The sequence below is a fragment of the uncultured Arenimonas sp. genome, from assembly GCF_963976025.1.
Classification (GTDB): Bacteria; Pseudomonadota; Gammaproteobacteria; order Xanthomonadales; family Xanthomonadaceae; genus Arenimonas.
In genome coordinates, this window is record NZ_CAXBJS010000014.1 from 12,814 (window position 1) to 28,074 (window position 15,261).

General features: G+C 68.9%; 11 protein-coding genes. 8 read left to right on the forward strand and 3 right to left on the reverse strand.

The features are described 5' to 3' along the window. The first annotated feature begins 16 nt into the window (after positions 1-16). From AACZ35_RS02070 to AACZ35_RS02085, 4 genes are all read left to right on the forward strand, one after another. On the forward strand, positions 17-580 hold the full coding sequence (locus tag AACZ35_RS02070) for a hypothetical protein (RefSeq protein WP_339825470.1): 564 nt from the start codon (positions 17-19) through the stop codon (positions 578-580). Positions 581-674: 94 nt separating this feature from the next. Further along, entirely contained in the window at positions 675-1,097 is a 423-nt protein-coding gene (locus AACZ35_RS02075; protein WP_339825473.1) for a BlaI/MecI/CopY family transcriptional regulator, read from the forward strand. Beyond that, on the forward strand, positions 1,094-3,445 hold the full coding sequence (locus AACZ35_RS02080; RefSeq protein WP_339825476.1) for a M56 family metallopeptidase: 2,352 nt from the start codon (positions 1,094-1,096) through the stop codon (positions 3,443-3,445). The genes AACZ35_RS02075 and AACZ35_RS02080 overlap by 4 nt, the downstream gene beginning before the upstream one ends. Before the next feature lie 96 nt (positions 3,446-3,541). Next, entirely contained in the window at positions 3,542-4,255 is a 714-nt protein-coding gene (locus tag AACZ35_RS02085) for an OmpA family protein (RefSeq protein WP_339825478.1), read from the forward strand. A gap of 67 nt (positions 4,256-4,322) precedes the next feature. On the opposite strand, the gene AACZ35_RS02090 is transcribed toward AACZ35_RS02085, so the two are convergent. From AACZ35_RS02090 to AACZ35_RS02100, 3 genes are all read right to left on the reverse strand, one after another. Further along, entirely contained in the window at positions 4,323-7,850 is a 3,528-nt protein-coding gene (locus AACZ35_RS02090; RefSeq protein WP_339825481.1) for an indolepyruvate ferredoxin oxidoreductase family protein, read from the reverse strand. An 83-nt stretch (positions 7,851-7,933) separates the two neighbouring features. Continuing rightward, the gene (locus AACZ35_RS02095; RefSeq protein ID WP_339825484.1) at positions 7,934-9,604 is read right to left on the reverse strand and encodes a hypothetical protein; all 1,671 of its coding nucleotides are present in this window, start codon (positions 9,602-9,604) and stop codon (positions 7,934-7,936) included. A 37-nt stretch (positions 9,605-9,641) separates the two neighbouring features. Beyond that, positions 9,642-10,778, reverse strand: coding sequence for a GGDEF domain-containing protein (locus AACZ35_RS02100; RefSeq protein ID WP_339825487.1), 1,137 nt, complete (start codon positions 10,776-10,778; stop codon positions 9,642-9,644). Positions 10,779-10,889: 111 nt separating this feature from the next. Here AACZ35_RS02100 and AACZ35_RS02105 point away from each other — a divergent pair, with 111 nt between their 5' ends. The 4 genes from AACZ35_RS02105 to AACZ35_RS02120 form a co-directional block, all read left to right on the forward strand. After that, positions 10,890-12,086 carry an EAL domain-containing response regulator gene (locus AACZ35_RS02105; protein WP_339825490.1) on the forward strand — a complete coding sequence of 399 codons (1,197 nt, stop codon included), beginning with the start codon at positions 10,890-10,892 and terminating at the stop codon, positions 12,084-12,086. 7 nt (positions 12,087-12,093) lie between these two features. Next, a complete protein-coding gene (locus AACZ35_RS02110; RefSeq protein ID WP_339825492.1) occupies positions 12,094-14,505 on the forward strand; it encodes an ATP-binding protein in 2,412 nt (803 codons plus the stop codon). Next, positions 14,490-14,813 carry an Hpt domain-containing protein gene (locus tag AACZ35_RS02115; RefSeq protein ID WP_339825494.1) on the forward strand — a complete coding sequence of 108 codons (324 nt, stop codon included), beginning with the start codon at positions 14,490-14,492 and terminating at the stop codon, positions 14,811-14,813. The genes AACZ35_RS02110 and AACZ35_RS02115 overlap by 16 nt, the downstream gene beginning before the upstream one ends. Positions 14,814-14,896: 83 nt before the next feature. Next, positions 14,897-15,261 (forward strand): hypothetical protein (locus AACZ35_RS02120; protein WP_339825496.1); only part of this gene is annotated, 365 nt, incomplete at its 3' end.

Below are 15,261 nucleotides of genomic sequence, written 5' to 3' on the forward strand. Positions count from 1 at the left end.
CTATACTGCCCGCCAGATGAGCGACCCCCGCGCCCAACTCGACGCCCTTCGCGAAGCCATCGTCGCCGCATCCCCGGCGCAGGCCGCGCAGTGGCTGATGCTTGTCGACGCGCTGGACAAGGACATGGCCACCCTGGCCGCGCAGCGCGACCGCCTGCGCCAGGACGTCGAGGACGCCGAACACGCCCGCGACGCCGCCAACCTGGCGCGCATGAAGGTCATGGGCCAGCTCAATACCCTGCAAAAAACCCTGGCCGCCGCCGTGCCCGAAGTCCCGTCGGGCAAGGACGCGCAAAGCGACGCCCAGCGCCGCGTCGAATGGCTGCTCAAGAACGGCGGCACCGACCCGGCCGCCGCCGAAGCCGCCAAGGCCGCGGAGATGGACGCGCCCATGCCCGGCCGCGCCGTGCTCGAGGCGGTGATCGCCGGTGAGCGCAAGTTCACCAAGGCCCAGCTGGAATTCTCGATCGCCGAAGCCATGGTGCTGACCGGCTGGCAGATGACCCCGCTCGAGCTCACCCAGAAAGGCGAGCCCTGGCTGGCCGAACTGATCCTGCAGAACCAGGCCGACCTGGCCTGATTGCCCCGGCGGCACCCCGCCCATGACTTCCGGCCCGTAGACAGGGCCGATGTTCCTACTACACTCGTAGAACGACAGGTGTAGAGGAAGGCCCGTGAGCCCCCAGAGCGAAGACATTCCCGGTGACTCCCCCGACGGCGTCGCGCTGAGCGAACTGCAGCTCGACGTCATGCGCGTGCTCTGGCGCGGCGAGGCCAGCGTGGCCGAGGTCGCCGCGGCCCTGGCCAAAAGCCGCGGCCTGGCCCACACCACCGTGGCCACGGTGCTGACCCGCCTGGGCCGGCGCGGCGTGGTGGCCGCGCGCCGCGATGGCCGCCAGCTCTACTACAGCCCGACCGTCAGCGAATCCCAGGTCCGCCGCAGCATGGTCGGCGACCTCATCCAGAACCTGTTCAAGGGTGACCCCCAGGCCTTGCTGGCCCATCTGGTCAGCGAAAGCGAGGTGGCGCCGGGCGACCTCGACAAGGTGCAGGCGCTGCTGGCGGAACGGCCCGCCAAGGGCCGGGGCCGGCCATGAACGCCATCGACCTCGTGCTGTCCTGGCTGATTACCCTGGCGCTGCACGCCACCGTGCTGCTGTCGCTGGCCTGGGCCCTGCAGCACCTGGGCGCGCTGCGCCATCCCGGCTGGCGCGAACTGGCCTGGCGCGGCGCGCTGTTTGGCGCGCTGGTGTCGTCGGTGCTGGCCACCGCCGCGCCGGTCCTGCCGGTGCTGGGCGAGTGGGCCCGCACGCCGGCACCGCTCGCCGCGCAGCCCGTTTCCGTCGTCCCGGCGGCGGACACTCGCCCCGATCCCACCGTGGCGCTGCGCGCGACCCTGCCAGGCGAATCCGGCTTGCCGCGAATCCTGGCCCGGCAGGGCGCCGCGCCTGCAGCGGCGAACAAGCCGCGCACCGTTGAAACTCCCTTCGCTTCGTCCCCGGCATCGTGGCGGCTGTCCGGCCCGCTCGTGGCCATGCTGGTGCTGGCCTGGCTCCTGGGTGGCGTGCCCGTCGCCCTGCGCCTGGGGCGCCAGGCCTGGACCCTGCGACGCTGGATGCGCGGGCAGCCCGGCGTGGGCCCGCGCCCGGGCTCGCGCTTGCCAGACCTGGCCGATGGCCTGGGTCGCGCGCTGGCACTGAAGTCCCTGCCGCAGCTGCGTCTGGTCGAGGGACTCGCGAGCCCCATGCTGCTGCCGGGCCGCCGCCTTCTGCTTCCGGCCTGGGTGGAGGACCTGTCGCCGATGCAGCAGCGTGCCCTGCTGGCGCACGAACTGACCCACCTGCAGCGCCACGACCCGTCCTGGCGCCTGGCCCAGCGCCTGGCCGTGCTGCCGCTGTACTTCCATCCGCTTGCCTGGCTGGCCCTGCGCCGGCTCGAGGCCCTGGCCGAAGACGCCTGCGACGAACGCGCCGCCGAACTGTGCGGCAGCGGCCGCCCGCTGGCCGAATGCCTGGCGGCCTGCCTGGTGCACGGCACGGCGCCACGAACCATCACCCCCACCCTGGCCGTGGCCATGGCCGCCGAACCCGGCCCCGTGGTCCGCCGCGTCAAGAACCTGCTGGAGGAAACCCCCATGCGCCGTCCGATCCCCGCTTCCCTTCGCCGTACCGCCGTGGCCGTTGGCCTGGCCGCCGCGCTTGCACTGCCTGGCCTGGCGATCACCAGCATCGCCAACCCCGCCCGTGCCGATGGTTTCTTCAGCGATCTCTTCAGCGGCACCGCGGTTACCAATACGAACAACAAGGACCACTACGTCCACCGCAACGGCGCGACCGGCGAGCGCATCGAAATGACGATACGCGGCAAGGTTGGTTTCACCGAAACCGAAGACGACATCGTCAGCATGTCGCCCGACGGCGAGTTCGAACTGTCGGTCAAGCGCAATGGCGTCGAACGCTCGCTGCGCGTGCGGCCCGGCAAGGGCCAGCTGCAGCGCGACTATCGTGTGGATGGCGAAAGCCGGCCCTTCGACGCCGCGGCCCGCGCCTGGCTGGCCCAGGCCCTGCCCGGCCTGCTGCGCGAAACCGGCATCCAGGCCCAGGCCCGCGGCAAGCGCATCCTGGCCCGCGGCGGCGTCGACGCGCTGCTTGCGGACATGGAAAAGATCGGCACCGATTACGTGCGCGGGCTTTACCTGGCGGTGTTGTTCGAAAACGCGCAGCTCGATGACGCCAGCCTGGACCGCGCCCTGGAAATCGCCGGCAAGATCGGCTCGGACTACGAGCTGCGCAAAGCGCTCGAGGCCGGGCTGGTCCACCAGACCCTGTCGCCGGCAGGCCAGGCGCGCTTGCTGGACGTGGCGGCGGACATCGGCTCCGACTACGAGCAGGCGATGCTGTTGATACAAGTCGCCGGGTCGGATGCATTCGATGCGGGCCCGGTGCGCGCCGCCTGGCGCAAGGCGCTGGCCGGCATCAGCAGCGACTACGAACAGCGTCGTGTCCTCTCGGCCCTGCTGGCGCGCAAGCAGCCGGACGCCACCCTCATTGCCCTGGAAAGTGCTCGCGACATCGGGAGCGACTACGAAGCCCGCCAGGTCCTGCAGGAAGCCGCGAACCAGGTGCGCGCGAACGACGGCGTGCGCTCCGCCTGGTTTGCCATGCTCGACGGCGTGGCTTCCGACTACGAACAGCGCCAGGCGCTGGAAGCCCTGCTGGAAGCGGGCCCGGTTGATGCCGACCTGGCCGGTGACGTACTGGCGTCACTGGGCAGGATCGGCTCGGGCTACGAGGTGTCGCAGGCGCTGCGCGAGCTCGCCGCGGTCATGCCGGCCGACCCGGACCTGATCGAGCGCTACCGGGCCGTGGCGCGACGCCTGTCCGATCACGAGCGTGGCCAGGCTGAACGCGCGCTGGATCGCTTCGCAGTGGCAGGGGTGGAGTAGTCAGGTACCTGAACCCTTCCAACGCCGCATCACCGAAGTCAGCACGAATAAGCGCATGCTTCCTTGGCATCTCTACACCTTTCCAGGAGTAATGCCATGAAAACTAAAAATCACGTGCTTATCGCCACCGCCGTTTCCGCCGCGCTGCTTGCCGGCTGCGCCACGACGGGGGGTGGTTATTACGGTTCCAACCCGCCGCCGCAGCAGCAGACCGACCCCAACGAAGAAGGCATGAGCCGTACCCAGCGCGGCGCACTTATCGGTGCGGCCGCCGGTGTCGTGGCCGGCCTTCTCAGCGGCGACGACGCCACCGAACGCCGCCAGCACGCCCTTATCGGCGCGGGTGTCGGCGGCCTGGCCGGCGGCGCCATCGGCCGTTACCAGGACAACCAGGAACGCGCGCTCCGCGAGCGCATGCAGGGCACCGGCGTGGACGTGGTCCGCGAAGGCGACCACATCACCCTGGACATGCCGGAGGCGATCACCTTCGCGTTCAACTCCAGCACGCTCAACCGCAACGCCTATTCGGTGCTCGACCGCGTGGCCGACACGCTGCGCGAGTATGACCAGACGATGATCGAAGTCGCCGGCCATACCGACAGCATCGGCAGCGATGCCTACAACGACAAGCTGTCGCGCGAACGCGCCCAGTCCGTGGCCAACTACCTGGTCAGCCGCGGCATCAGCGGCCAGCGCCTGATCATCACCGGTGCCGGCGAGCGTTACCCGATCGCCAGCAACGACACCGAGGCGGGTCGCGCTGAAAACCGCCGCGTCGAGATGACGATCGTGCCGATCCGCAACGACTGACCCCAGCCGTTGACGCAAAAAGAAGCCCCGGCACTGCCGGGGCTTTTTTGTTGGGTTGCGGCAGGGCTCAGGCGGCGTCGCGCGCCTGGGTCTTCGGCGCCTTCCAGCGCGCCAGCAGTTCCTTCTCCAGGCCCTTGGCCTTGGCCAGGTGCGCTTCCTTGACGTGGCCGTAGCCGCGGATCTGTTCGGGCACCGAGGCGATCTGCACCGCCAGGTCGACGTTGTCGTCGTCCAGGCCGGCCAGCAGTTCGTCGAGCTGCTTCGCATAGTCCACGATCAGCTGGCGTTCCATGCGGCGCTCCTCGGTGCGGCCGAAGATGTCGAAGGCGCCGCCGCGCAGGCCTTTCATCTTCGCCAGCAGCTTGAACGCCGTGAACATCCACGGGCCGAACTCCTTCTTCACCAGGTGGCCGTCGGCGTCGCGCTTGGCGAACAGCGGCGGGGCCAGGTTGAAGTGGATCTTGTAGTCGCCTTCGAACTTCTTTTCGATCTGCTTGCGGAAGTCGCTGGCGGTGTACAGGCGCGCCACTTCGTACTCGTCCTTGTAGGCCATGAGTTTGAAGTAATAACGCGCCACCGCTTCGGTGAGCTTGGTGGAGCCCGGGGCCTTGCGGGCCTCGGCCTGGCGCACCTTGTCCACCAGGGCGACGTAGCGGCCGGCGTAGGCCTTGTCCTGGTAGTCGGTGAGGAACTTCACGCGGCGGTCGATCATTTCGTCCAGCGACTGGCTGATGGCTTCGTCGTCGAAAGGATTCGCGGCCGAAGCCGTTTCCGCAGAAGCAGGCTCGTCGGCGAGGCCGGCGGCTTCAAGCACGGCCTCGGGCTTGATGGCGGCCAGGCGGCCCCAGGCAAACGCCGTCTTGTTCATTTCGATGGCGGCGCCGTTGAGCTCGATCGCGCGCATGATCGCGTCGAAGCCCACCGGCACCAGGCCACGCTGCCAGGCCACGCCCAGCATGAACAGGTTGCTGCCGATGGCGTCGCCGAGCAGGGTAGTTGCCACTTCGGTCGCCGGGACCTGCAGCGGCTCGCGGCCGCCCAGGGCGGTGCGGATGGCATCGACGATACCCTGCGCCGGGAACTGCATGTCCGGCATGCGGGTGAACGGGCCGGGCATCGCCTGGTAGTCGTTGATAACGACTTCGGTGCGGTCGGCGCGGATCTTCGACAGCGCCCAGTAGTCGTTGACCACCACCATGTCGCAGCCCAGCACCAGGTCGGCCTCGCCGGCGGCGATGCGCACGGCGTGGATGTCCGACGGCTTGGCCGCGACGCGCACGTGCGTGGTGACGGCGCCGCCCTTCTGGGCCAGGCCGGTCTGGTCGAGCACGCTGGCGCCCTTGTGTTCCAGGTGCGCGGCCATGCCCAGCAGGGCACCGATGGTCACCACGCCGGTGCCGCCGACGCCGGTGATCAGGATGTTCCAGGGCTGGTCGAGGTTGCTGCGGAACTGCGGCTCGGGCAGGTTCGCCAGCAGTTCCTTGTTGCCCGTGCCCTTGCGCTTGCGCAGCCCGCCGCCCTTGATGGTGACGAAGCTGGGGCAGAAGCCCTTCACGCAGCTGAAGTCCTTGTTGCAGTTGGACTGGTCGATCTCGCGCTTGCGGCCGTATTCGGTTTCCTTGGGCAGCACGGCCACGCAGTTCGACTTCACGCCGCAGTCGCCGCAGCCTTCGCAGACCAGCGAGTTGATGGCGGTGCGCTTGGCCGGGTCGGGCATCTTGCCGCGCTTGCGGCGGCGGCGCTTCTCGGCCGCGCAGGTCTGGTCGAAGATCAGCACCGAGGTGCCCGGCACTTCGCGCAGGCGCTTTTGCTGCGCATCGAGTTCGCTGCGGTCGTAGAACTCCACGCCGCGCGGGAAGATCGAGTGGTCGGCCCACTTTTCGATGTCGTCGCTCAGCACGACGATGACCTGCACGCCTTCGCTGCGCACCTGGTGGGCGATGTCGGGCACCGTAAGCGTGCCGTCCACCGGCTGGCCGCCGGTCATGGCCACGGCGTCGTTGTAGAGGATCTTGTAGGTGATGTTCACCTTCGCGGCGATCGACTGGCGGATGGCCAGCGAACCGGAATGGAAGTAGGTGCCGTCGCCCAGGTTCTGGAAGACGTGTTTTTCAGTGGTGAACGGCGCCTGGCCGCTCCACGTGACACCTTCTCCACCCATGTGGGTGAAGGTGTCGGTCTTGCGGTCCATCCAGGTGACCATGTAGTGGCAGCCGATGCCGCCCAGCGCGCGCGAGCCTTCCGGCACCACGGTCGAGCTGTTGTGCGGGCAGCCGGCGCAGTAGTGCGGCACGCGCGGGAAGTTGGCGCGTGGCGCGGCCAGCTCCTTTTCCTTGGCGCTGATCCACTTCAGGCGGTTGTCCATCGCCTCGGACTGGAAGAAGCGCTGCACGCGCGCGGCGATGACGCGGGCGATGCGGGCCGGGGTAAGTTCGTTGGTGCTGGGCAACACCCAGTTGTCGTCTTCGTCGTACTTGCCGACGATGCTGGGGCGACCCTCCCAGTTGTACATGTATTCCTTCATCTGCCGCTCGACGAAGCTGCGCTTCTCCTCGACGACGATGATGTCCTCCAGGCCGCGGGCGAACTCACGGATGCCCTGCGGTTCCAGCGGCCAGGTCATGCCGACCTTGTAGACGCGGATGCCGATGTCTTCGGCGACCTTGCGGTCGATGCCCAGGTATTCCAGCGCCTGCAATACGTCCAGGTAGCTCTTGCCGGTGGTGACGATGCCCAGGCGCGCCTTGGGCGAGTCCACCACCACCTTGTCGATGTGGTTGGCGCGGGCGAAGGCCTGCGCGGCCTTCACCGCGTACTGGTGCAGGCGCATTTCCTGGTCCAGCGGCGGGTCCGGCCAGCGGATGTTGAGCCCGCCCGCCGGCAGTTCGAAGTCGGTCGGCAGCAGGATGTCGAGCTGGTGCGGATTGACGTTCACCGAGGCCGAGGACTCCACCGTTTCGGCGATGGTCTTGAAGCCGATCCAGCGGCCGGTGTAGCGGCTCATGGCCCAGCCCAGCAGGCCCATGTCCAGGATGTCCTGCACGCCGGCCGGGTTGAGCACCGGCATCATCGCGCTTTCGAATTCACCTTCCGAGCCGTGCGGCAGGGTGGACGAGCGGCAGGCGTGGTCGTCGGCCGCCAGCGCCAGCACCCCGCCCAGCTTCGAGGTGCCGGCGGCGTTGCCGTGCTTGAACACGTCGCCGCAGCGGTCCACGCCCGGGCCCTTGCCGTACCACATGGAAAACACGCCGTCGTACTTCGCGCCCTGGAACAGGTTGGTCTGCTGGCTGCCCCAGACCATGGTCGCGCCCAGGTCTTCGTTCAGGCCCGGGGTGAACTCGATGCTGCTGGACTGCAGGTGCTTGCGCGCGCGCCACAGCTCCAGGTCGAAGCCGCCCAGCGGCGAGCCGCGGTAGCCCGAAATGAAGCCGGCGGTGTTGATGCCGGCGGCGCGGTCGCGCATCTGCTGCATCAGCGGCAGGCGCACCAGCGCCTGCACGCCGGACAGGTAGATCCGGCCCTCCTCGCGGGTGTACTTGGACTCGAGGTCGTACTCGCGGTCGAGCGGGATCAGGGTGTGGGGGATGGCGGACATGGCGGCGGCTTTCCGGAGCTGGAGCAAAGACTCGGAATTATAGCAGCCGGGCCCGTCACGGCCGGGTGGGCGGCCCGGCGGGCCTAGAACTCCCGCCGCGCCTCGATCACCAGCTCCACCCGCTTCAGCGACGGATCACCGTCCAGGGGGAAGGCCAGGTCCACGTGGATGACCCGGGCGAAGGCCGAGCGGGTATTGCCCAGGCGCAGGCCGAAGCCGACGTCGGCCAGGGTGCCCGGATTGGGCGCGCCCAGGGGGTCGTCGCCCCAGGTGCGGCCGACGTCCATGAACACCGCGCCGCCGACCCGGAAGATCCGCCACAGGTAGGCGTCGGTGTAATAACGCTGCTCCAGCGACAGCCGGCTGAAACCCTCGCCGCCGGCCCAGCGTTCAGGGTAGCCGCGCAGGCCGTTGTCGCCGCCCAGCGTGACGTAGCCGTCGAGGTCAAGCGCGTGCCCGAGCACGGTTTCCAGGTCGGCGTAGAACAGTCGCTTGTCGCCGGTGCGCCGGTAATAACGCGCCCGGCCGCCGAGGGACAGGTCGCGCGCCGAGCCGTCCTCAAGCCGGCCGTCGAGCCAGGCCTCCGTGCGCAGCAGGGAGCCGGCGGGCAGGCGAAAGCCGCGACTGATACCGGCTTCGTACCAAAGCGCGTCCCGGTCGCTGCCAAACGCGGTGTCGGCCCAGCCCAGCCGCGCGGTCCAGCGCAGGCCCAGCAGCACGTCTTCGGTGCTGCCGATCTGGTCGAGGTTGACCTGCTCTTCCCAGTCGTCTTGGATGCGTTCGATGCCGATCCATGGCCCCACCAGATGCCGGTCGTCCGGCACCGGCCCGGCCATCGCGGGATCGAGCGCCGGCAGGAAGTCGCGTGACTGTTCGCGCAGGCCGAACTGCCAGCGGGTCACCCGGCCGTTGCGCAGTCCTGCCGAGCGCCCCCACCAGGCCTCGATGTCGTTGTTGCGCTGGCGGTATTCGGCCACTTCTTCGCCGCGCGAGTAGAACGACTCCACCAGCGTCAGCCGGTCCACCGAAGCGCCCCAGGCGCGGCGGGTGTCGAGGGCGTGGAAAGGCTGGCCCAGGGCGAGCGCCCAGCCGCGCCCGTCGCTGTTGTCGCGCAGCTCGGCGTCCAGGCCGTTCCAGCGGCCGAACAGGTGCTCGTTCCGGTAGGACAGGGCGTTTTCGTCGCGCTCGCTGTCGGTGTCGCGCGACAGGGTGAGCTCGGCGCCGGTGCCCAGCAGGTTGCTGTCTTCGAGTTCGAAACCAAAGGACGAAGCGCCTCCGCTGCGGCTGCCGGAAATCCCGGGGTTGAGCGTCCAGGCATCCCAGGTTTCCACCACCAGGTCCACGCGTCCGTCGGCGAAACGCACTGGCCTGATGTCCGCCTCGCGCAGGTAATTCTGGGCGCGAAGCAGGCGCTCGGTTTCGTCCAGCAGCCGCCGCGAATAGGCCATGCCGGGCTCGACCAGCAGCAGGCGGCGCACCACCGGTTCGCGGGTCCGCCGGTGCAGGGCATTGGCGGCGCGGTAAACCGGGGCGTCTTCTTCAGCGATCGTGGTGTCGAAGATGTCGTGGCGGATGATGCGGATCTCGCCGATCACCGCGCCGGCGGCCTCGAGCGCGGCATCGTCTGGCAGCGACGGTGCGGGGGCCGCGGCGAGGGCCGGCGACAGGCCCGTCAGCAACGCCAGCAGCAGGCTCCAGGCCGCGAAGGTATTTCGCCTTCGGATCGAAGCGGTGTGCGTGACTGCGCAAGCCATGGGCGACACCGTCGGCGGGTAGCGGGTTGAAACGACTCTACTGAGTCGGAGGGTCCAGTTCCAGCCGGTCGCGGCCACCTTCCTTGGCCCGGTAAAGCGCCTCGTCCGCCCGCTGCAGCAGGGCTTCGGCGGCTTCGTCCGGGCGCTGCTCGGCCAGGCCGGCCGAGAAGGTGACAGGTACCGGCCCGGCGCTGGTTTCGAACGGCGCCTGGGTGACGGCCGCACGCATGCGTTCCAGGCAGACCCTGGCTCCGGCCAGCGAGGTGCCCGGCAGGATTATCATGAACTCCTCGCCGCCGAAGCGGCCCAGCGTGCGCTCGGGTGCCTGGCCGACGTGGTCGATGAAACGCGCCTGCAGGCGCAGGATGCCGGCGAACTGGACCAGCACTTCGTCGCCCACCGCGTGGCCATGGCTGTCGTTGATGGCCTTGAAGTGGTCGATGTCGATCAGCGCGACGCTGAAACCCTGGCCGTAGCGGCGGCCGCGTTCGCTTTCCTGTTCCAGCCTTTCGGTGAGGTGCCGGCGGTTGTAAAGGCCGGTCAGCTCGTCGCGGATGGAAAGTTCGCGCAGTTTGCTGTTGGCCTTTTCCAACGCATCGCGCTGCGCGGCCAGCCGGCGCCGGATCGAAGCGATGTAGCCGCCGATGAAGCTCATCCAGATGGTGATGACGACCAGGGCCGAGAACCTGAGCGCCTCCACCAGCCAGGCCTCGCGCGGCGCGTCGCTGCCGGCCAGTTCCCAGATGCTGATGGCCAGGTAGCCAATCGCCGTACCGGTGGTCAGGCGCAGGTATTGCCGGGTGCTCAGGCCGAACAGCCCGAAGAAGAAGATCGCCACGAACAGCAGCAGCAGCACGCTGCGCGCCTCGCCTTCGAAGAAGTGGATCATGGCCAGCGCCAGCAGCATGGCCGCCACCAGCTGGGGCACCAGCAGGCTGGGGTCGGCGAAACGTTTGCTCCAGCCGCTGGCGATGGCCAGCAAGGCCAGCAGGTTCACCGTGACCGCCACGCTGGTGAACCCGGCCACGCCCCACCAGCCCATGGTCGAACTGCCCGCCTGCACCGCGATGGACATGGGCACCAGGAACATCAGGTAGGACAGCAGGCCCAGCCAGACCCTGCGCAGGCGCAGGCGGGTTTCGGGGTCAAACCGGCTGGACGCGGGTCCGGACATGGCACCAGCTTACGTTAGGAGCCTGAGCCCGCGATGAGACCGGCCGCACGGATGTCTTTCTTCCTGAACGACCGACCGGTACAGTCGGGAAGCTACCCGGGGAGGGGATGGATGAGCCTGGCGGATCTGCGCGTACTGCTGGTGGAAGACCACGGCTTCCAGCGCCGGCTGGGCCTGCGCCTGCTGGGCGACCTGGGCCTGACGCACCTGCACGAGGCCGCCGACGGGTTCCAGGCGCTGGACCTGCTGCGCAGCCTGCCCGAAGTGCCCGACGTGGTGCTGGTGGACCTGGACATGCCCGGCATGGACGGCGTCGAGTTCATCGGCATCGTCGCCCAGGACCGCCTGGCGCATTCGATCGCCGTGGTCAGCGCGATGGAACCGGCCCTGCTGCACACCGTGCAGGTGATGGCCAAAGCCTCGGGCCTGCGCGTGCTGGGCTGCATCGAAAAACCGCTGACGCCGGGCAAGCTCACCACGGTGCTGTCGCTGTATGAAAGCGGCCCCGGGCCGATGGCCATGCCCAGCGACGTCGAAGTGTCGCTCGAAGAGGTCCGCGATGCCCTGGCGCACGGCGACATCACCGCCCACTTCCAGCCGCAGGCGGAGTTCGGCAACGGCAAGATCGTCGGCGTCGAGGCCCTGGCCCGCTGGCGCCTGGCCGATGGCCGCATGGTGCCGCCCGCGGTGTTCGTGCCGCTGATGGAAGCCGGCGGCCTGGTCGATGAACTCACCAGCCTGATGCTGGTCCAGGCCTGCGCCTGGTCCAAGCGCTGGCAGGCGCGCGACCTCGACCTGCGGGTTTCCGTGAACGTGTCGGCCCAGAACCTCACCGGCCCGGAAGTGGCCGACCGCTACGAGGCCGTACTGCGCGAACACGGCGTCAACCCGGAACATATCGTGCTCGAGATCACCGAAAGTTCGGTGATGAGCGACACCGCCCGCGGCCTGGGCATGCTGGCGCGGCTGCGCCTGAAGGGTTTCGGCCTGAGCGTGGACGACTTCGGCACCGGCTATTCGTCGCTGTCGCAGCTCTCCCAGATTCCCTTCACCGAACTCAAGATCGACCGCGGCTTCGTCTCGGGCGCGCCCACCCAGCCGCGCAAGCGCGCCATGATCGAAACCAGCCTCGACCTGGCCCGCAAGCTCGACCTGTGCGTGGTGGCCGAAGGCGTGGAAACCGACGACGAGTGGCAGCTGCTGGCCCAGCTGGGCTGCGACTGCGCCCAGGGCTACCTGATATCCGCGCCGGTGCCGGGTGAAGAACTGCCCGACGCCATCCAGCGCTGGCGCCAGACCCACCACTAGGCCAGGCATGGCAGCCACCGGACGGCCCCGTTTCGGCATCCGGCTGCAGCTGCTGGGGCTGTTCGGGCTGCTGCTGCTCACCGGCGCCGCGGTACTGGCCCTGGACGAATACGAACGCCAGCAGAACCAGGCGACGCTGCTGGCGCTCAAGGACGAATCCCTGGCCGGGCTTCGCCGCATCAAGGCGGTCTCCGACGCCTACGGGCTGGACATCGTCGACACCACCTTCCGGGTCCGCAACCACCTGATCAGCTGGGAAGAAGGCCTGCAGGTGGTCGACCACGCCCGCCTGCGCATCCGCGACCACTGGCAGGCGCTCGAGGCCATGCCGCTGACCGACGAGCAGGCGCAGATCTTCGCCCAGGTGCAGCGCTCGAAGATACGCGCCGACACCGCCGCCGAAACCCTGCGCCAGACCCTGGTGCAAAAGGACATTGTCGGCCTGGGCCGGTTCGCCGACACCGAGCTCTACCCGGCCATCGACCCGGTGACCACCCGCATGAAACACCTGGGCGACCTCGAGATGATCGAGGCCGAACAGAAGGTGCGCGCCCAGGCCAAACGTGCCCAGCGCACCGCCTGGCTGCGCACGGGCCTTAGCTTCGCCACCCTGCTGGTGGTGGCCGCGGTCGGCCGCAAGCTGCTGCGCAACATCTACAAGGGCGTGGAGTCACTGACCTCGCTGGCCCAGCAGATGCGCCGGCACGACTACCAGGGCGTGCCGCGCTACTCGCCCTCGGGCGAACTCGGGGACGTCATGGACGCCTTCCTGGTGATGCGCGACGACGTGCGCAAGTACGAAGCCGAACTCAATGAACAGCTGGCGCGCAACGAACAGGTGCGCACCGCGCTGATCGAACGCGACATGTTCCAGCGCTCGCTGTTCGCGGCGGCGCGCGCGGCGATCATGTCCATGGACACCCAGGGCATTTTCACCAGCTTCAATCCGCAGGCCGAGCGCCTTACCGGCCACCGCGCCGAACAACTGGTCGGCCGCGCGGGGCTCGATCGCCTGGTCAGCGCCGCCGACCTGGACCGGCTTGCGTCCGGCCTGGCGGCCACGCGCGACCACGCGGTGCCTGCCGACGCCCGCCTGTTCCCGCTTCTGATAGACCAGCGCCCCGATCCACTTGAGCTGGACTTCGTGCGCAAGGATGGCGAAACCGTGCCGATGCTGCTGGCCACGTCGCCGGTGCGTGACGCGGCGGGCAATACCGTTGGCTACCTCGCGGTGGGCACCGACCTCACGCAGATCAGGCAGCTCGAACAGCGCCTGCGCGCCAGCGAAACCCGCGCGCTGGAGGCCAGCGAAGCCAAGTCGAACTTCGTCGCGGCCATGAGCCACGAAATCCGCACGCCGATGATCGGCGTCACCGGCATGCTCGAAGTGCTTTCGCACAGCCGGCTCGACGAAGACCAGCGCCGCACCATCGCGGTCATCCAGCAGTCGGCGCGGTCGCTGCTGCAGATCATCGGCGACATCCTGGACTTCTCGAAGGTCGAGGCCGGCCGGCTGGAGCTGTCGACGACCACGATTTCGCTGCCGCGCCTGCTGCAGTCCACCGTCGCCAACTTCAGCGGCTCGGCGTCGAGCAAGGGCCTGGTGCTGCTTTGCGAAGTGGACGACCGCATCGGCCCGGCCCACCGTGCCGACGGCCTGCGCCTTCGCCAGGTGCTGTCGAACTTCCTGTCCAACGCCATCAAGTTCACCGACAAGGGCGTGGTCGAAGCCGCGCTGGAGTGGAAAGGCCGGGATGGCGACGGCGACCGCCTGCGCTTCCGGGTCACCGATACCGGCATCGGCGTCACCGCGGAACAGCAGGCCCGGTTGTTCCAGCCCTTCTCCCAGGCCGAGGGCAGCACCACCCGTCGCTACGGCGGCACCGGCCTGGGCCTGGTCATCTCCCGGCGCCTGGCGGAACTGATGGGCGGCCAGATCAGCATGGACAGCACGCCGGGGGCCGGCACCACCGTCTGCCTGGACCTGGTGCTGCCGCGGGGCGTGGAGGCTGAGCTCGAACCCGAGGCCCCGGCCGACCCGACCCAGGGTTTCCTGGCCCGGCCCCTGCCCAGCGTCGAAGAGGCCCGGGCCGAGGGCAGCCTGGTGCTGATCGTCGACGACCACCCCACCAACCGCCTGGTCGTGGCCCGCCAGCTGGCCCTGGCCGGTTACGCCAGCGAAAGCGCCGAGGACGGCCGCAAGGGCCTGGAGGCCTGGCGCACCGGCCGTTACGCCCTGGTGCTGTCGGCATGGACGCCTACCTGGCCAAGCCGGTGTCGATCCCCGAACTGGTGGCGACCCTGCAGCGCTGGCTGCCGCACACCGTGCCCCTGGCCGCCGATGTCCGGCCTGGCACCCCGCTGCCCCAGGTTTCAGGCGAGCCGCTGCCCATCGATCCGGCCGTGCTGGCGCCCCTGACCGGGGGTGACCCGGTGGAAACCAAGGCCCTGCTGGACGATTTCCTGGCCACCACCGCCCAGGACCTGCAGGGCCTGGACGCCGCCCGCGCCGCCGGCGACCTGGCCGCCCTGGCCCGCCAGGCCCACAAGATCAAGGGCGCCGCCCGCCTGGTGGGGGCCCAGCCCCTGGCCGAGGCGGCCCTGGCCGCCGAAACCGCCGCCAAGGCCGCCGACTGGGCGCAGGTGCTTCCTGCCTGTGCCGACCTGGTGACGGCGGCAGAGCGGCTGAAGCGGCATTTGGCCGGAATTGACGGCCAAAGCCGTTAAAAGCAGGACGAACCGTGACAGTATTCACACTACCCGGCCTCCCCAGGGCTCCCGGGCACCCATCAATACCGCCGAGAAAAGCCATGAAAAATCGCACCTCGTATTCCCTGCTCTCGATCGCCATTGCGAGCGTTTTCGCCGCGGGTGGTGCCCATGCGGACACGCGCCCGGACCAGGCGCAGGAACTTGCCGCCAAGCAGGCAGCGCTGCAGGCAGAGCGCGCCAACCCCGTGCGCGCCGCCAAGCGCGTGTCCACCAAGGACCTCGAAGTCGTGCTCGGCGACACCACGGGTGGCCCGCTCTGGCACCGGCCCGACAACGGCAGTTTCATCGCCCTTGATGGCGGAGGCGTCAATTACCCGTATGCCGTTTACCCGTTCTTCGTGAGCGCCAACGACAACTGCGACATCTCCCTGACGGAGAATGGCGCCCCGGGTTACGACACCTA

Coding starts and splice junctions, on each gene's coding strand:
- AACZ35_RS02070 (WP_339825470.1), top strand. CDS start 17: ATGAGCGACCCCCGCGCCCAACTCGACGCCCTTCGCGAAGCCATCGTC.
- AACZ35_RS02080 (WP_339825476.1), top strand. CDS start 1,094: ATGAACGCCATCGACCTCGTGCTGTCCTGGCTGATTACCCTGGCGCTG.
- AACZ35_RS02085 (WP_339825478.1), top strand. CDS start 3,542: ATGAAAACTAAAAATCACGTGCTTATCGCCACCGCCGTTTCCGCCGCG.
- AACZ35_RS02090 (WP_339825481.1), bottom strand. CDS start 7,850: ATGTCCGCCATCCCCCACACCCTGATCCCGCTCGACCGCGAGTACGAC.
- AACZ35_RS02095 (WP_339825484.1), bottom strand. CDS start 9,604: ATGGCTTGCGCAGTCACGCACACCGCTTCGATCCGAAGGCGAAATACC.
- AACZ35_RS02100 (WP_339825487.1), bottom strand. CDS start 10,778: ATGTCCGGACCCGCGTCCAGCCGGTTTGACCCCGAAACCCGCCTGCGC.
- AACZ35_RS02105 (WP_339825490.1), top strand. CDS start 10,890: ATGAGCCTGGCGGATCTGCGCGTACTGCTGGTGGAAGACCACGGCTTC.
- AACZ35_RS02110 (WP_339825492.1), top strand. CDS start 12,094: ATGGCAGCCACCGGACGGCCCCGTTTCGGCATCCGGCTGCAGCTGCTG.